Origin of the sequence: Nocardioides euryhalodurans (assembly GCF_004564375.1) — a bacterium.
In the GTDB taxonomy this organism is placed as follows: domain Bacteria; phylum Actinomycetota; class Actinomycetes; order Propionibacteriales; family Nocardioidaceae; genus Nocardioides; species Nocardioides euryhalodurans.
Window position 1 is genome coordinate 3,924,887 of record NZ_CP038267.1, and the last position, 16,112, is coordinate 3,940,998.

Below are 16,112 nucleotides of genomic sequence, written 5' to 3' on the forward strand. Positions count from 1 at the left end.
TGCGAAGGGAACGAACCATGGGTTACGGACTCGGAGTCTTCCTCACCGCGGTGGGGCTGATCCTCGCCCTCGCGGTCCAGGACATGATCGACGCGGTCGACCTGACCATGATCGGCTGGATCCTCGTCCTCGCCGGCGTGCTCGTGCTGGTGCTGACCGCCGTCCAGAGCAACTCCAAGCGGCAACACACCACCACCGCCACGACGACCCACGCCGACGGCAGCCAGACCACCGAGCAGCGCACGACCGAGCGGCAGGACCCGCCGCCGGCCGTCTGAGCCTCGCCGACCCGCGTTGCTCCGGGCCGGCCACCGTTTTGGGTGGCCGGCCCGCGCGCTGATAATCTCCTCCGGTTGCCGTGCAACGGCCGCGGACAGAGAGTGCCCGGGTGAAAAGGCCCCGGCGCGCCGCGCAACGAGAACCGGAAGGGAGCCCCGCATGTCGATCGGAACCGACGCGGAGACCAAGAAGAAGATCATCGCCGAGTACGCCACGACCGAGGGCGACACCGGTTCGCCGGAGGTCCAGGTCGCGCTGCTCAGCCACCGCATCGCCCACCTGACCGAGCACCTCAAGACGCACAAGCACGACCACCACAGCCGTCGTGGTCTGCTGCTGCTCGTCGGCCAGCGCCGGCGCCTGCTGAACTACCTGCGCGACACCGACATCGAGCGCTACCGCTCGCTGGTCGAGCGCCTCGGTCTGCGCCGCTGACATCCGGAAGGGTCCGCCCCACACACAGGGGGAGCGGGCCCTTCCTGTTTCCACGCGCTAGATTTCTCAACTGAACACCGCTACACCGACGCAATCCACCCAAGGAGCGATCCGCGAACGTCGGCCCGGTCCTCGGTAGTGGCTCTCAGATCACGGCTCGCACGAGCCGATCTGCGGGCCTCGATCGAAGACCGGCCAGCAACACGCAGGCCGCACGGCCTCACGCGGGTCTATCGCGGGATCGCTCCGCGAACAGAAAGTTGAGCCCCACATGACAGGCTCCGAACCCACCATCTCCGCCGTCGAGACCGTCCTCGACAACGGGTCCTTCGGCACCCGTACGGTCAAGTTCGAGACCGGCCTCCTGGCTCGCCAGGCCGCCGGCTCGGTCACGGCCTACCTCGACGACGAGACGATGCTGCTCTCGGCGACCACCGCCGGCAAGCACCCCAAGGACCACTTCGACTTCTTCCCCCTCACGATCGACGTCGAGGAGCGGATGTACGCCGTGGGCCAGATCCCCGGCTCGTTCTTCCGCAGCGAGGGTCGTCCCGGCGAGGACGCGATCCTCACCTGCCGCCTCATCGACCGGCCGCTGCGCCCGACCTTCAAGAAGGGCCTGCGCAACGAGGTCCAGGTCGTCATCACCGTGATGGCGCTCGACCCGAACATGCCCTACGACGTGCTGGCCATCAACGCCGCGTCGATGTCGACCCAGCTCTCCGGCCTGCCGTTCTCCGGCCCGGTCGGCGGCGTCCGCGTCGCCCTGATCGACGGCCAGTGGGTCGCCTTCCCGAGCCACTCCCAGCTCGAGAACGCCGTCTTCGACATGGTCGTGGCCGGCCGCGTGACCGACACCGGTGACGTCGCGATCATGATGGTCGAGGCGGAGGCCACCGAGGAGACCGTCGCGCTGGTCGAGGGTGGCGCGCAGGCTCCCACCGAGGAGATCGTCGCCGGCGGCCTCGACGCCGCCAAGCCGTTCATCAAGCAGCTCGTCGAGGCGCAGGTGGAGCTGGCCAAGCAGGCCGCGAAGCCCGTCCAGGAGTTCCCGATCTTCCTCGACTACGAGGACGACGCCTACGAGGCCGTCGAGACCGCGGTCAAGGTCCCCACCGCCGAGGCCCTCACCATCGCGGCCAAGCAGGAGCGCGAGGAGCGTCTCGACGCGATCAAGGCCGACCTGCTCGAGCAGCTCGGTGACCGCTTCGAGGGTCGCGAGAAGGAGATCGGCGCGGCCTACCGCTCGCTCACCAAGTCGCTGGTCCGCGAGCGCGTGCTGCGCGACAAGATCCGGATGGACGGCCGCGGCCTGGCCGACATCCGTCCGCTGCACGCCGAGGTCGGCGTGATCCCGCGGGTCCACGGCTCGGCGCTGTTCGAGCGCGGCGAGACCCAGATCCTCGGCGTCACCACCCTCGACATGCTCAAGATGGAGCAGCAGCTCGACACGCTCTCCCCGGAGAAGCACCGCCGCTACATGCACAAGTACGTCTTCCCGCCGTTCTCCACAGGCGAGACCGGCCGCGTCGGCTCGCCGAAGCGTCGTGAGGTCGGCCACGGTGCGCTCGCCCGCCGGGCGCTGCTGCCGGTGCTGCCCTCCCGCGAGGAGTTCCCCTACGCCCTGCGCCAGCTCTCCGAGGCGATGGGCTCCAACGGCTCCACCTCGATGGGCTCCGTCTGCGCCTCGACGCTGTCGCTGCTGCAGGCCGGTGTCCCGCTGAAGGCCTCGGTTGCGGGCATCGCGATGGGCCTGATCTCCGGTGAGGTCGACGGCAAGACCGAGTACGTCGCGCTGACCGACATCCTCGGGGCCGAGGACGCCTTCGGCGACATGGACTTCAAGGTCGCCGGCAGCCGCGAGTTCGTCACCGCCCTCCAGCTCGACACCAAGCTCGACGGCATCCCCGCCGAGGTGCTCGCCGCCGCGCTGACCCAGGCCCGCGACGCGCGCCTGGCGATCCTGGACGTGATGGCCGAGGCGATCGACGCTCCCGAGGAGATGTCGGTCCACGCGCCGCGCATCATCACCATCCGGGTCCCCGTCGACAAGATCGGCGAGGTCATCGGCCCCAAGGGCAAGATCATCAACCAGATCCAGGACGACACCGGCGCCACGCTGTCGATCGAGGACGACGGCACCGTCTACATCGGTGCGACCAACGGCGAGGCGGCCGAGGCTGCCAAGAACGCCGTCAACGCGATCGCCAACCCGACCATGCCGGAGGTCGGCGAGCGCTACCTCGGCACGGTCGTGAAGACGACCAACTTCGGCGCGTTCGTCTCGCTGATGCCGGGCAAGGACGGCCTGCTCCACATCAGCAAGCTGCGGGCCCTCGCCGGCGGCAAGCGGGTCGACGCGGTCGAGGACGTGGTGTCCGTCGGCCAGAAGATCCAGGTCCAGATCGGCGAGATCGACGACCGCGGCAAGCTGTCGCTGGTCCCGGTCGTCGAGGACGACGCGGCTGCCTCCGACGACGAGGCGGCGGACGAGTCCGAGTGACCTCTGCGAGCACTTCGCGGACGACCGGCCGGCAGCTCGCTGCCGGCCGGTTGTCCGTTGACCAGACGATCGGGTCGACGCGCACCCTGGAGACGGTGCGCGACGAGTCCGGTCAGGTCACCTCGCGCGTCCGTCGCACGGTCCTGCCCGGCGGGCTGCGCGTCATCACCGAGCAGCTGGCCGGCGTACGCTCCGCCAGCGTCGGGGTGTGGGTCGGCGTCGGCTCGCGCGACGAGACGCCGGCCCTGCACGGGTGCTCGCACTTCCTCGAGCACCTGCTCTTCAAGGGCACGAGGAGCCGCTCGGCGATGGACATCTCGGTGGCGCTCGACGCGGTCGGCGGCGAGCTCAACGCCTTCACCGCCAAGGAGTACACCTGCTTCCACGCCCGGGTCCTCGACGACGACCTCCCGCTGGCGATCGACGTGCTCGGCGACATGGTCACCGACTCGCAGATACGCGTGGAGGACGTCGAGGCCGAGCGTGACGTGATCCTCGACGAGATCGCCATGCACGACGACGACCCGGACGACGTGGTGCACAACCTGTTCGCCGAGCAGGCGTGGGGAGACACCCCGCTCGGCCGGCCCATCGCCGGCACCGTCGGGTCGATCAGCGCCCTCACCCGCGACCAGGTGGCGCGCTTCTACCGACGCCACTACCGCGCCCCGGGCATGGTGGTGGCGGCTGCCGGCAACCTCGACCACACGACCGTCGTACGCCAGGTGCGCAAGGCGTTCGGCCGCAACGGCTTCCTCGCCGGAGGCGACCTCCCGGCGGTGCCGCGCGCGTCGAGCCGCGTACGTCGGGTGCACGGCGGCCGTACGTCGGCCGAACGGCCCTTCGAGCAGGTCAACCTGGTGCTCGGCGTCAACGGCCTCACCCGCCACGACGAGCGCCGCTACGCGCTCGGTGTGCTCAACGCGGCGCTCGGCGGCAGCACGTCCTCCCGCCTGTTCCAGGAGGTGCGCGAGCACCGCGGCCTCGCCTACAGCGTCTACAGCTTCGCCTCCCACCACGCCGACGCCGGCCTCGTCGGCGTCGCGGTCGGCTGTCTGCCGCACCGGCTCGACGACGTGCTCGAGACGGTCCGGGGCGAGCTGGCCAAGATCGCGGCCGACGGCATCACCGACGAGGAGCTCGAACGCGGCAAGGGCCAGCTCCGCGGCGGCATGGTGCTCGGGCTCGAGGACTCCGGCTCACGGATGTCGCGGCTCGGCAAGGCCGAGCTGGTCTACGACGAGCTGCTCTCGCTCGACGAGGTCATCGCCCGGATCGACGCGGTGACCCGTGACGACGTCCGCGCCGTCGCGGCAGCGCTGTTCCGGCAGCCCGAGATCCTGGCGGTCGTCGGGCCCGGGCCCGCCTGACCGGGGTCAGCGCTTGCCGATGATCCCGACGACCGGGGGCGCCTTCTGCTCGACGGCGGAGACGCGGAAGCCGGCCGCGGCCAGCGAGGCCGAGGCCTTGGTGACGATGTTGGGGATCAGGTCCGGCATCTTGGCCTCGTAGAAGAGGTAGACGGCCCCGCCGGGCACCACCCGGTCGTGGAGCAGCGCCACCTCGTCGGCGCAGTCGCGGACCCAGAACAGGTTGACGTTGAACGCGAAGACCTTGGTCAGCCGCTTGACCGGCACGCGCAGCGTCGCGAGGTCGATCTGCCGGACGGTCAGCCGACCGGACTCGACATGCTTCGCGCAACGCCGCTTCGTGCGGTCGACCCCCGACTCGGAGCGGTCGATCGCGAAGAGCTTGCCGGTCTCGAGCCGCTGGCAGATCAGCTCGGCTCCCGCACCTGGTCCGCAGCCGATCTCGAGCACGTTGTCGTCCGGCTGGACGTCCATCAGGTCGACCGCCCACCTGATCCGGGGCGGGATCTGCTGCATCGCCATGGCCCTTAGCCTGCCACTACCCGCGCCCGGCGTCAGGCAGGGCCACCCCCGACGGCACGGCGCCGCTAGGTTGGGGGCGTGACGGAGACGATCAAGGTGGGCGTCCTGGGGGCGCTGGGCAAGGTGGGGTCCGAGGTGTGCCGGGCGGTCGAGCAGGCCCCCGACACCGAGCTGGTGGCCAGGATCGACGCCGGGGACGACCTCGGCGGGCTGGTCGGGTCGGGTGCCGAGGCGGTCGTCGACTTCACCCATCCCGACGTGGTCATGGACAACCTGGAGTTCTGCGTGCGCCACGGCATCCACGCCGTGGTCGGCACCACCGGCTTCGACGCCGCCCGGCTCGACACCCTCCGTGGCTGGTTGGCCGACTCACCCACGACGGGGGTGCTGGTCGCCCCCAACTTCTCGATCGGCGCGCTGCTGATGATGCGCTTCGCCGCCGAGGCCGCACGCTGGTTCGAGTCGGCCGAGGTCGTCGAGCTCCACCACCCCGACAAGGCCGACGCCCCGTCGGGCACCGCCCGCCGCACGGCGGAGCTGATCGCGGCCGCGAGGCGGGACGCGGGTCTGGGCCCGGCCCCCGACGCGACGTCGACCGCCCTGGAGGGGGCCCGTGGGGCCGACGTCGACGGCATCCGGGTCCACGGCCTGCGGATCCGCGGCATGGTGGCCCACCAGGAGGTCGTGCTCGGCGGGCTGGGGGAGACCCTCACGATCCGCCACGACTCGATGGACCGGGCGTCCTTCACCCCCGGCGTGCTGGCCGGGCTCCGCGCGATCGCCGACCACCCGGGCCTGACCGTGGGGCTGGACCACTTCCTGGGGTTGGACTGAGCTGGTCGTCAGATCCGTCGGGGGCTTTCCCCGGCCGGCCGGGGAGACCGGGGGTTCGTCACGCAGGCAACCGGCACACACCCCACGACTCGCGGACCGACCCCGCCCGGCACGCGGCGCACGGTCACCCCAGCAGCCGCACCAGGGCAGCGACGAGCGCGGCCCCGAAGACCACCACCAGGAACGGCGCACGGACCACGAGCAGCACGACCGCCGCGGCCAGGCCGACGAGCCGGGCGTCGACCACGAGGTCCGGCCCGGTCGAGAGCACCTGGACGGCCACCAGCGCGGCGAGCAGGGCGACCGGCACCAGGTCGGCGACCCGCTCGACCACCGGGTGGTCGAGCACCGACGGCGGGATCGAGAGTCCGGCGAGCTTGAGGAGGTAGCAGCCGAGACCGGCGCCCAGCACCACGAGCCAGGTCATCGCGGTGCCTCGGGGATCTCCGTGGGGTCCTCGCCGTGCGAGAGCACACCGACCAGGAGGGCGACGCCGGCCGCCGCGAGCACGGGTACGCCGGCCGTCGTCAGCGGCACGAGCCCGAGCGCGACGGCGGCTGCCGCGACGGCCACGAGCTGGTTGCGGCGGTCGGCGAGCCGGGGCCACAGCAGCGCCAGGAAGGCCGCACCGACGGCGGCGTCGAGGCCGTAGGTCCGCGGGTCGCCGAGCGCCTCACCCGCAACGGCGCCGACCAGGGTGAAGGCGTTCCAGAGCACGAAGATGGACAGCCCGGTGGCCAGGAAGCCGGCTCGGGCCAGGTCCCGCGTGGGGCGCCCGACCGCCATGGCCGTGGACTCGTCGATCAGCAGCTGGGCGGCGCCCAGCCGGCGTACGCCCCGCCAAGCCAGCGCGGGCGCCACCTTGAGACCGTAGAGCGTGTTGCGGGTCCCCAGCATCAGGGCGGTGAGCCCGGCAGCGAGCGGGGTGCCGCCGGAGGCCAGGACTCCCACGAGCGCGAACTGGCTGGCACCGGTGAACATCACGAGCGACAGGGCGCACGTCTGCGCGACGGTGAGGCCCGAGGCCACGGCGACCGCGCCGAAGGAGGTGGCGTAGAGCCCCGTGGCGACCCCCACCCCGATCCCGTCGCGGACCACGGCGCGCCGGGCCGCGGACGAGGATGCGCCCGAGGAACCCTCGGGCGACGGCTCCGACGAGGACACCCGGCGACCCTAGCGCCGGTCGCGCACCCGGTTCAGCGACGCCGCTGGACGCGGACAGGTCGCTCCTCGCGGTGCCGGAAGTCGTGGGTGAGCAGCCACGCGAGCAGGCAGCCCGCGCCCAGCCCGACACCGATGCCGCCGAGGGGCAGCCGGAGGTAGCCGGCCAGCCAGACCCCGGCGCCGAGCGAGAGGGCCACGACGAGCGCAGCGACCAGCAGTCGGTACAACCGCGGCAGCGGTCCCATGTCGAGGTCTCCCTCCCTCCCGAGCGGGCGCACCGGTGATCCGCCCGGACTCCATGGTTGCCCGGAACTGCTGGAAATCAAGCCCTCAGGCGAGCTGGGTGTGGAGGCGGACCTGCTTGACGACCGTGGCGCCGGTGCCGTCGAGGTCGAGCTCGCGGTGGGCGGTGTCGGCCGCCCAGCCGGCGCTGACGAGGAAGCCGCGCAGCGCGTCGTCCCCGGCCATCAGCCACAGCACCGCGCGACCGAACCTGTCGGCGACCATGGTGTCGACGGCGGCCTGCAGCAACCGCGACCCGTGCCCCTTGCCCCGCTCCGCGGGATCGACGGTGAACTCCATCAGCTCGGCGTCGGCGACCGGGTCGCAGTCGGGGTCCAGGGCGGGGGAGGTGATCGCGAAGCCGACCACCCGGTTGCGCTCGAGGGCGACCACGACCCTGACCCGCGCGTCAGCAGGGCGTACGAGTGCCTGCCGCCAGGCGGCCTCCGCCTCCTCCGCGTCGACGGCGAGCGCCTCGGCCGGGAGCAGCTCGGCCAGGTCGTTCCGCCGGGTCGCGAGCTGCAGCCGGGCGATCGCGGGGGCGTCGTCGGCCCAGGCGACCCGGCAGGAGACGTCGGCGCTGGGGGAGCTCATGGCCGCCATCCTGACAGCCGGGCCCGGGCTGTTACACCGCAGCCGCGCGAGTGCTGGCGCCTGTAACAACTCGTGTTACCGTGGAAGGCGTGTACGGCAACGACTTCAGCGCTCCCGAGGAGCCCCGGCCGGTCCGCGAGGCCGCGCCGGACGAGCCCGGATCCTTCACGGCCCTCCTCGCCGAGGACGGCCGGATCGAGCCGCGCGACGAGATGCCGGAGGGCTACCGCAAGACCCTCGTCCGGCAGATCGCCCAGCACGCCCACTCCGAGATCATCGGGATGCAGCCCGAGGGCAACTGGATCAGCCGTGCGCCCAGCCTGCGGCGCAAGGCGATCCTGATGGCCAAGGTCCAGGACGAGGCCGGCCACGGGCTGTACCTCTACGCCGCCGCCGAGACCCTGGGCGCCGACCGCGCGGACCTGCTCGACATGCTCCACGACGGTCGCCAGAAGTACTCCTCGATCTTCAACTACCCCACCCTCACCTGGGCCGACGTCGGCGCCATCGGATGGCTGGTCGACGGCGCGGCGATCGTCAACCAGGTGCCGTTGTGCCGCTGCTCGTACGGTCCCTACGCCCGGGCCATGGTCCGGGTCTGCAAGGAGGAGTCGTTCCACCAGCGCCAGGGCTTCGAGATCCTCCACACGCTCGCCCACGGCACCCCGGCCCAGCGGGCAATGGCCCAGGACGCCGTCGACCGCTACTGGTGGCCCTCGCTGATGATGTTCGGCCCGCCCGACGACGACTCGCCCAACTCCGCGCAGTCCATGGCGTGGGGCATCAAGCGGTTCAGCAACGACGACCTGCGCCAGCGCTTCGTCGACATGACGGTCCCGCAGGCCGAGGCGCTCGGACTGACGCTGCCCGACCCCGACATCCGCTGGAACGAGGAGCGCGGCCACTACGACTTCGGTGACATCGACTTCACCGAGCTCTTCGAGGTGATCCGCGGCAACGGACCCTGCAACCAGCAGCGGATGGACCACCGCGTGGCCGCCCACGAGGACGGCGCCTGGGTGCGCGATGCGGCCTCCGCGTACGCCGCCAAGCAGGCGGAGCGCGCCGAGGGTGCCGCATGAGCGCCGCGACCGAGTGGCCGCTGTGGGAGGTCTTCGTCCGCTCGCGGCGGGGGCTCTCCCACGTCCACGCCGGCTCGCTCCACGCCCCCGACGCCGAGATGGCCCTGCGCAACGCGCGTGACCTCTACACCCGCCGCCAGGAGGGCGTCTCGCTGTGGGTGGTCCGCTCGGCCGACATCGAGGCCAGCACCCCGCAGGAGCGCGACTCCTTCTTCGACCCCGCGGCCGACAAGATCTACCGCCACCCGACGTTCTACGACGTCCCCGAGGGCGTGGAGCACCTGTGACGCTGTTCGACTACACCCTGGCCCTGGCCGACGACGCCCTCGTCTCCGCCCAGCGGATGGGCTGGTGGATCAGCCGGGCGCCCCAGCTCGAGGAGGACGTGGCGCTCGCCAACATCGGGCTCGACCAGCTCGGCCAGGCCCGCACGCTGCTGTCGTACGCCGGCCAGGTCGAGGGCTCCGGCCGCGGCGAGGACGACCTGGCCTACCACCGCGACGAGCGCGAGTTCCGCAACGTGCACCTCGTGGAGCGCGACCAGTCCGACTTCGGCGTCGCGATGGCCCGGCTGCTGCTCTTCTCCTCCTGGCAGTGCGAGCTCTACGCCGCCCTGCGTGCCAGCACCGACACGACGCTCGCGGGCGTCGCCGGCAAGGCGGTCAAGGAGGTCGCCTACCACCACGACCACGCCCGCAGCTGGGTGGTGCGCCTGGGGGACGGCACCGAGGAGTCCCACCGTCGGGTGCAGGCGGCCCTCGATGCCGAGTGGCCCTACCTCGCCGAGCTGATCGACGACGAGGTCGACCCCGACCTCCTTGCCTCCGGGGTGGCCGTCGACCCCGCCTCGATCCGCGACGCGGTGCTCGGCCGGATCGAGCCGGTGGTGGCCGAGGCCACGCTCACCGTGCCGCAGGTCGCTCCCGCGACCGGTGGCGGCCGACAGGGCCTCCACACCGAGCAGATGGGCTACCTGCTCGCCGAGATGCAGCACCTCGCACGGTCCCACCCGGGGGCGACGTGGTGACCGCGACGACCCGCGCCTGGGAGGTGGCGGCCACGGTCGTCGACCCCGAGCTCCCCGTGGTGACCATCGAGGACCTCGGCATCCTCCGCGACGTCACCGAGGACGACCAGGGCCGGGTCCACGTCCAGATCACGCCGACGTACTCCGGGTGCCCGGCGATGGAGACCATCCGCCACGACCTCGTCGACACCCTGACGACGGCCGGCTACCAGCACGTGGACGTCGAGTTCGTCCTCTCCCCGGCCTGGACGACCGACTGGCTCACCGAGGAGGCGCGCGCCAAGCTGGCCGCGTACGGCGTCGCGCCGCCGACCCACCGCGCGGCCGACGGCCCCGTCGGGCTCACCCTCTCGGTCCGCTGCCCCCAGTGCGGCAGCCCCGACACCCGCGAGTCGAGCCGCTTCGGTTCCACGGCGTGCAAGTCGCTGTGGATCTGCCAGTCGTGCCGCGAGCCCTTCGACCACTTCAAGACGCTGTGACCGGTCACGCCGCGCTCCACCCGTTGCGGGTGAGCGCCATCGACGAGCTGACCGACGACGCGGTCGCGATCACCTTCGCCGTGCCGGATGAGCTGCGTGACGACTACGCGTTCAGCCACGGCCAGCACCTCTCGATCCGGGGCGGTGACGACGTGCGCCGCAGCTTCTCGATCTGCACCCCGCCCTCCACCGGAGTGCTCCGCATCGCGGTGAAGCGGCTGCCCGGAGGCGCCTTCAGCGACGGCGTGGTGGGCTCGCTGCAGGTCGGCGACGAGCTGGAGGTGATGACCCCGGCAGGGCGCTTCACCACCGAGCTCGACGCGACCGCGCGCAAGCGCTACGTCGCTGTCGCCGCCGGCTCGGGCATCACGCCGGTGCTCTCGATCGTCGCCGCCCTCCTCGAGGGCGAGCCCGGCTCGTTCGTGACCCTGGTCTACGCCAACCGCACCAGCCGGTCGGTGATGTTCCTCGACGAGGTCCACGACCTGAAGGACCGCTTCCCGACCCGGCTCCAGATCGTCCACGTCCTCTCGCGGGAGCAGCAGGACGTGGAGCTGCTCTCCGGCCGCCTCGACGCCGAGCGCTTCAGGCGGATCGTCGAGGCCTTCGGGCTCGAGCAGGCCGACGACTGGTTCCTGTGCGGTCCGCAGGAGATGGTCACCAGCCTGCGCGAGACGCTGGCCGACCTGGGGGCCGGCCGGGTCCACACCGAGCTCTTCCACGCCGACCCGACGCCCCGTGCGCCGGTGGCGGCGCTGGTCGACGGCCCCGACGGGGCCGCGCAGGTCACGATCAGGCTCGACGGCCGCGCCAGCGACTTCCCGCTGAGGCCGGACGGCCCGCCGGTGCTCGAGGCGGCGCTCGGCGTACGCTCCGACCTGCCGTTCGCGTGCAAGGGCGGCGTCTGCGGCACCTGTCGCGCCCGGCTCGTGGAGGGGACCGTCCAGATGGACGCCAACTACGCGCTCGAGCCCGACGAGATCGAGCGCGGCTACGTTCTCACCTGCCAGTCGCACCCCACCTCGTCGAAGGTCGTGCTCGACTACGACGCCTGACCCCGGCCGGGGTCGAGGTCAGCGGTAGTGCTCGGGCAGCTTCTGCCCGATCCGGACCTGCGACTTGGGCAGCCGCATGAACTTCATCTGCATCGCCCGGGTGATGGCGTAGTAGGTCGTCCCCTTGAGGGGCGCGTCGGGGAAGCGGCGGGTCAGCTCGCGGCGGAGCCGGAAGCGCATCAGGAGGATGTCGACGACGACGAGCAGCAGCATGCCCATGAGGACGAGGTTGCCGGTCTGGGCCAGGCGGGCGTTGCCGGAGTAGCCGAGCACCATCGTGAGGATGAGCACCGGGATCATGAGCTCGACGAACGAGAACCGGACGTCGACGAAGTCGCGGATGAAGCGGCGTACGGGGCCCTTGTCGCGGGTGAGGAAGTAACGCTCGTCGCCGGTCTTCATCGCCTCGCGCACCTTGCGGCTGGACTCGGCGCGGGTCTCACGCTGGCGCCTTGCGGCCTCCTTGCGGTCGCGAGGACCGCGGGCCCGGGCACGGGCGGCTGCCTCCGCCTCGCGGCGTGAGGGGGTGGGTCGGCCCTTGCCGCCCTCCTTGCTCGAGGAGGTGGCCGGTACGGCCTCGGCTTCTGACTTGCTTCGACGGAACAACGCGCGCCTTCGGACTGCTCGATCTGGTGGTTTCCGGAAACCCTACCCGGCCCACCTCCAACCACTCGCACCACTTGCGCATTGGACCTAGGGTTGGGCCATGAGCCTCATGAAGCGCATCAGCCTGATCTTCCGGTCCAAGGCCAACAAGGCCCTCGACAGGGCTGAAGATCCGCGCGAGACGCTGGACTACAGCTACCAGCGCCAGCTGGACCTGCTCGCGAAGGTGCGTCGGGGGGTTGCCGACGTCGCCACCAGCCGCAAGCGGGTCGAGCTGCAGGTCAACCAGCTCGAGCAGCAGTCGACCAAGCTCCAGGGGCAGGCCGAGAAGGCGATCTCCGTGGGCCGCGAGGACCTCGCGCGCGAGGCGCTCACCCGCAAGTCGGGGCTCACCAACCAGATCAGCGACCTCAAGGCGCAGCACGCCCAGCTCCAGGGCGAGGAGGAGAAGCTCACCCTCGCCCAGCAGCGGCTGCAGGCGAAGGTGGAGTCCTTCCGTACCCGCAAGGAGACCATCAAGGCGACGTACACGGCCGCCGAGGCGCAGACCAAGATCAACGAGGCGATGTCGGGCATCGGCGAGGAGATGGGCGACGTCGGTCTGGCGATACAGCGTGCGGAGGACAAGACGGCCCAGATGCAGGCGCGCGCCGGTGCGATCGACGAGCTGATCGCCTCGGGTGCCCTCGACGACGTCAGCCAGGTCGGCGGCGGCGACGACATCAGCCGCGAGCTCGACGCCATGAGCTCGGAGTCCGACGTGGAGTCCGAGCTGGCTCGGCTGAAGGCCAGCTCGCAGCCCGACGCCATCGAGGCCGGCGGCGACATCCTCGACGCCGAGCCCGAGAAGCAGTCCGACGAGGGGCGCGCGTGATCGTCAGGATTCTCGGGGAGGGCCAGTTCGACGTCCCCGACGACAAGGTCGAGACGCTCAACGAGCTCGACCGGGCGGTGGAGTCGGCCGTCGAGACCGGCGACGCCGACGCGTTCACCCGGGCGCTGGGGTCGCTGCTCGCCGGGGTCCGGGCGAGCGCCGTGCCCCACGAGGCGGGGACGCTCGACTCCTCCGACCTGATCCTGCCCCCGGCGGACGCCTCGCTGGAGGAGGTCCGCGACCTCCTCAGCGGCGACGGCCTCATCCCCGGCTGAACCGGTGGCCTCCTCCCGCTTCGTCAAGGACACCGGGCTCACCGTTCGGATGACCACCGTGCTGTTCCTGCTGGGCGCGCTCTTCGTGACCCTGGTCGTGGTGCTGATGTTCGCCGCGTCCAGCTCCGGATACTCCGGTCTCGTGCCGATCATCGGGGTGGCCGGCATCGGCGTGGCCGTCTACCAGTGGTGGACCTCGGACACCACCGCCATGAGGGCGATGCGCGCCCGGGAGGTCTCGCCCGAGGAGGCTCCGGAGCTGCACGGCATGATCGACCGGCTCTGCGCCCTGGCCGACATGCCCAAGCCCCGGGTCGGGATCGCGGACATGGCGATGCCCAACGCCTTCGCGACCGGGCGTTCGCCCGATCGTGCCGTGGTCTGCGTGACCACCGGGATCATGGGCAAGCTGACCCCGGAGGAGCTCGAGGCGGTCCTGGCCCACGAGCTCTCCCACGTCGCCCACCGGGACGTCCTCGTCATGACGGTGGCATCCTCGGCGGGGATCGTGGCGGGCATGCTCATGCACGGTGCCCGCTTCGGGGCGCTCGCCGGGCGACGTGACCGGAACTCGGCCTTCTTCTTCATGGCGACGCTGGTCGTCAGCCTCGTGGTCTACGCCATCAGCTTCTTCCTGATGCGGCTGCTGTCGCGCTACCGCGAGCTGTGCGCCGACCGGTCGGCCGCGTACCTCACGATGAAGCCCGCCGCCCTCGGGACCGCGCTGCAGAAGATCTCCGGTGAGATCGCGACCATCCCCCAGAAGGACCTCCGGACCACGGGCGCGATGAACGCCTTCTTCATCACGCCCGCGCTCAGTGGCGCCACCCTCAAGACGCTCACCTCGACGCACCCGTCGCTCGAGCAGCGGCTCGAGCAGCTCGCCCGGATCCAGGCCGAGCTCGGCCGGCCCACCGCCTGATGGGGTTCTGGGACTCCCTGACCGGCCGCCGTCAGGAGAAGGCTGCCGACCTCGACTCGCTGTTCCTGGTGCCGAGCGCGGCGATCACGCTGCAGACGGCGATCGGGCTGACGCCCACCGGCAGCGGCTCGGTCTGCTACCGCGCCGCCGGGGGTGCCGCCTTCCACCAGCTCCAGACCGAGGTCGTGGCGCTGCTCGACGACGACGACGACTCGCCTGACGTCGCGGTCACCACGGACTCCTTCGGCTTCACGTGGCTCACCGTGACCGGCGAGCCCGACGACACGGCCGGGCTGTGCACCGACCTGCACGCCGTCAACACCACGCTGGAGGCGCAGGGGTTCGGCTCCGGGCTGCTGTGCTCCCTGGTGCCGTTCGCCGATCCCAGTGGCCGCCGGGTCGGCCTGGTCTACCTCTACAAGCAGGGCACCTTCTACCCGTTCGCGCCCACCGGGCCGCAGCAGCGGGACAACCTCCTCGAGATCCAGGTGCGCGACACGATCGCCGGGGAGCTGCCGGTCGAGAAGGACCTCAGCCGGTGGCTCGCCGTGTGGGATGCTCCGGGACTGTGATGTCGATCGAGGACGAGATCCGCGAGCACGTGATCGGCGAGTACGCCGTGCTCGAGGCGCCGCCCCGCCGTGAGCTCCAGGCCCTCACCGAGCTGGCCGCCAAGTGCTCCCACGTGCCGATGGCGACGATCAACCTGATCACCGCGACCCAGCAGTGGCAGGTGGCGACGTACGGCTTCCAGGGCGCGGTCTGCGCTCGCGAGGACTCGATGTGCGTGAGCGTGCTCGAGGAGAACCAGCCGATCCTGCTCGCCGACGCCAGCGCCGACGAGCGCTTCCGCGACAACCCCTTCACCACCGGTGAGCTCGCGGACGTGCGGTTCTACGCCTCGCACCCGCTCACGACGCCCGACGGGATCACGATCGGCACGCTGTGCGTCTTCGACGAGCGTGTCCACCCGGTCGAGCCCGAGCTCGAGGAGACGCTGGGCACCCTCGCCGAGCGGGTCGTCGACGTGCTGCAGCTCGAGCTCACCTCGCGCCGCCTGACGGCCGCCAACGAGCGGCTGGCCGCCTTCGCCGGGCAGGTGAGCCACGACCTGAAGAACCCGCTCGCCTCGATCCGGATGTCGGTGGAGCTCGCCCTCGACGAGCTCGAGGACGACGGCTCTGCCCTGGGCCAGCTGCTCACCCGCGCCGAGCGGAGCGCGCTCCGGATGAACGCGATGATCGGCGACCTGCTGACCTTCGCACGGGGTGGTGGCGCCCCGGAGAAGCGCGACGTCGACCTCGACATGGTCCTGCAGCAGGTCCTCGAGGACCTCGCCGGGGACGTCGAGCCGGGCCAGGTCAAGGCCGAGGGGCTGCCCGTCGTGCAGGGCGACCCGGTGCAGCTGCGGACGGTGCTGCAGAACCTGCTGGCCAACGCGGTCAAGTTCGCCGAGCCCGGGGCGCCGGTCCTGGTGTCGGCGGAGCGTGTCCCCTCGGGCTGGTGGGTCGGGGTCGCGGACCGGGGTCCGGGGATCCCCGCAGCGGATCGGGAACGGGCCTTCGAGCCGATGGTGCGGCTGGAGACCACCAAGCCCGGGACCGGGATCGGCCTGGCGACCTGTCGTCGCACGGTCGAGGCGCACGGCGGCCGGATGGGCATCGACGACCACGCCGGCGGCGGGGCCGTGGTCTGGTTCGAGCTCCCCGCCTGATCCGGCGTACGCCCGGAACCCGGTGGGCGAGTCTGTCGGTCGGAGGGGGATGCCTCGGCCGCCGAGCGACGGTTTCCCCCCTCGAGCGGGGAAAC

Annotated in this window: 21 protein-coding genes; 15 read left to right on the forward strand and 6 right to left on the reverse strand. The window is 71.5% G+C overall.

The window, feature by feature from the left end:
* The first annotated feature begins 17 nt into the window (after positions 1-17).
* The 4 genes from EXE57_RS19030 to EXE57_RS19045 all read left to right on the forward strand — a co-directional run bounded on the left by EXE57_RS19030 (position 18) and on the right by EXE57_RS19045 (position 4,587).
* Positions 18-278 (forward strand): DUF6458 family protein, encoded by a 261-nt coding sequence (locus EXE57_RS19030; RefSeq protein WP_135080285.1) that lies wholly within the window; start codon positions 18-20, stop codon positions 276-278.
* 160 nt (positions 279-438) lie between these two features.
* Positions 439-714 (forward strand): 30S ribosomal protein S15, encoded by a 276-nt coding sequence (gene rpsO, locus EXE57_RS19035; protein ID WP_135080287.1) that lies wholly within the window; start codon positions 439-441, stop codon positions 712-714.
* 271 nt (positions 715-985) lie between these two features.
* Complete coding sequence (locus tag EXE57_RS19040; protein WP_135080289.1) at positions 986-3,217, forward strand: polyribonucleotide nucleotidyltransferase; 2,232 nt, start codon at positions 986-988, stop codon at positions 3,215-3,217.
* Positions 3,214-4,587: a M16 family metallopeptidase gene (locus EXE57_RS19045; protein ID WP_135080291.1), complete on the forward strand. Its 1,374-nt coding sequence runs from the start codon at positions 3,214-3,216 to the stop codon at positions 4,585-4,587. The genes EXE57_RS19040 and EXE57_RS19045 overlap by 4 nt, the downstream gene beginning before the upstream one ends.
* 6 nt (positions 4,588-4,593) lie before the next feature.
* Here the strand turns inward: EXE57_RS19045 and EXE57_RS19050 are convergent, their stop codons facing one another.
* The gene (locus EXE57_RS19050) at positions 4,594-5,109 is read right to left on the reverse strand and encodes a class I SAM-dependent methyltransferase (RefSeq protein ID WP_135080293.1); all 516 of its coding nucleotides are present in this window, start codon (positions 5,107-5,109) and stop codon (positions 4,594-4,596) included.
* A gap of 78 nt (positions 5,110-5,187) precedes the next feature.
* On the opposite strand from EXE57_RS19050, the gene dapB reads away from it, so the two are divergent.
* Positions 5,188-5,943, forward strand: a complete 756-nt coding sequence (dapB, locus tag EXE57_RS19055; protein WP_135080295.1) for a 4-hydroxy-tetrahydrodipicolinate reductase — start codon at positions 5,188-5,190, stop codon at positions 5,941-5,943.
* Between the two features lie 124 nt (positions 5,944-6,067).
* Here the strand turns inward: dapB and EXE57_RS19060 are convergent, their stop codons facing one another.
* From EXE57_RS19060 to EXE57_RS19075, 4 genes are all read right to left on the reverse strand, one after another.
* Entirely contained in the window at positions 6,068-6,370 is a 303-nt protein-coding gene (locus EXE57_RS19060) for an AzlD domain-containing protein (RefSeq protein ID WP_135080297.1), read from the reverse strand.
* A complete protein-coding gene (locus EXE57_RS19065) occupies positions 6,367-7,107 on the reverse strand; it encodes an AzlC family ABC transporter permease (RefSeq protein ID WP_135080299.1) in 741 nt (246 codons plus the stop codon). Before EXE57_RS19065 ends, EXE57_RS19060 begins: the two co-directional genes overlap by 4 nt.
* A gap of 32 nt (positions 7,108-7,139) precedes the next feature.
* Entirely contained in the window at positions 7,140-7,352 is a 213-nt protein-coding gene (locus EXE57_RS19070; protein ID WP_135080301.1) for a hypothetical protein, read from the reverse strand.
* Positions 7,353-7,437: 85 nt separating this feature from the next.
* A complete protein-coding gene (locus EXE57_RS19075; RefSeq protein ID WP_135080303.1) occupies positions 7,438-7,983 on the reverse strand; it encodes a GNAT family N-acetyltransferase in 546 nt (181 codons plus the stop codon).
* Positions 7,984-8,072: 89 nt separating this feature from the next.
* Between EXE57_RS19075 and paaA the strand changes: the two genes are divergently transcribed.
* Genes paaA through paaE form a run of 5 tightly spaced genes read left to right on the forward strand, consistent with a single transcriptional unit; the run spans position 8,073 to position 11,626 of the window.
* On the forward strand, positions 8,073-9,065 hold the full coding sequence (gene paaA, locus EXE57_RS19080) for a 1,2-phenylacetyl-CoA epoxidase subunit PaaA (protein WP_244246908.1): 993 nt from the start codon (positions 8,073-8,075) through the stop codon (positions 9,063-9,065).
* The gene (gene paaB / locus EXE57_RS19085) at positions 9,062-9,352 is read left to right on the forward strand and encodes a 1,2-phenylacetyl-CoA epoxidase subunit PaaB (protein WP_135080304.1); all 291 of its coding nucleotides are present in this window, start codon (positions 9,062-9,064) and stop codon (positions 9,350-9,352) included. Before paaA ends, paaB begins: the two co-directional genes overlap by 4 nt.
* Positions 9,349-10,092: a 1,2-phenylacetyl-CoA epoxidase subunit PaaC gene (paaC, locus tag EXE57_RS19090; protein WP_135080305.1), complete on the forward strand. Its 744-nt coding sequence runs from the start codon at positions 9,349-9,351 to the stop codon at positions 10,090-10,092. The genes paaB and paaC overlap by 4 nt, the downstream gene beginning before the upstream one ends.
* A complete protein-coding gene (gene paaD / locus EXE57_RS19095) occupies positions 10,089-10,571 on the forward strand; it encodes a 1,2-phenylacetyl-CoA epoxidase subunit PaaD (RefSeq protein WP_135080306.1) in 483 nt (160 codons plus the stop codon). Before paaC ends, paaD begins: the two co-directional genes overlap by 4 nt.
* A gap of 29 nt (positions 10,572-10,600) precedes the next feature.
* Complete coding sequence (paaE, locus tag EXE57_RS19100) at positions 10,601-11,626, forward strand: 1,2-phenylacetyl-CoA epoxidase subunit PaaE (RefSeq protein ID WP_135080307.1); 1,026 nt, start codon at positions 10,601-10,603, stop codon at positions 11,624-11,626.
* A gap of 18 nt (positions 11,627-11,644) precedes the next feature.
* On the opposite strand, the gene EXE57_RS19105 is transcribed toward paaE, so the two are convergent.
* The gene (locus tag EXE57_RS19105) at positions 11,645-12,232 is read right to left on the reverse strand and encodes a DUF3043 domain-containing protein (protein ID WP_135080308.1); all 588 of its coding nucleotides are present in this window, start codon (positions 12,230-12,232) and stop codon (positions 11,645-11,647) included.
* 100 nt (positions 12,233-12,332) lie between these two features.
* Here EXE57_RS19105 and EXE57_RS19110 point away from each other — a divergent pair, with 100 nt between their 5' ends.
* The 5 genes from EXE57_RS19110 to EXE57_RS19130 are packed head-to-tail and all read left to right on the forward strand — an operon-like array spanning position 12,333 to position 16,017.
* Entirely contained in the window at positions 12,333-13,106 is a 774-nt protein-coding gene (locus tag EXE57_RS19110; protein ID WP_208542914.1) for a PspA/IM30 family protein, read from the forward strand.
* Positions 13,103-13,381, forward strand: a complete 279-nt coding sequence (gene pspAA, locus EXE57_RS19115) for a PspA-associated protein PspAA (RefSeq protein ID WP_135080309.1) — start codon at positions 13,103-13,105, stop codon at positions 13,379-13,381. Before EXE57_RS19110 ends, pspAA begins: the two co-directional genes overlap by 4 nt.
* 4 nt (positions 13,382-13,385) lie before the next feature.
* Positions 13,386-14,303, forward strand: a complete 918-nt coding sequence (gene htpX, locus EXE57_RS19120) for a zinc metalloprotease HtpX (RefSeq protein WP_135080310.1) — start codon at positions 13,386-13,388, stop codon at positions 14,301-14,303.
* Positions 14,303-14,875, forward strand: coding sequence for a PspA-associated protein PspAB (pspAB, locus tag EXE57_RS19125; RefSeq protein ID WP_135080311.1), 573 nt, complete (start codon positions 14,303-14,305; stop codon positions 14,873-14,875). The genes htpX and pspAB overlap by 1 nt, the downstream gene beginning before the upstream one ends.
* Entirely contained in the window at positions 14,875-16,017 is a 1,143-nt protein-coding gene (locus tag EXE57_RS19130) for a GAF domain-containing sensor histidine kinase (RefSeq protein WP_135080312.1), read from the forward strand. The genes pspAB and EXE57_RS19130 overlap by 1 nt, the downstream gene beginning before the upstream one ends.
* The last annotated feature ends 95 nt before the right edge of the window (positions 16,018-16,112 follow it).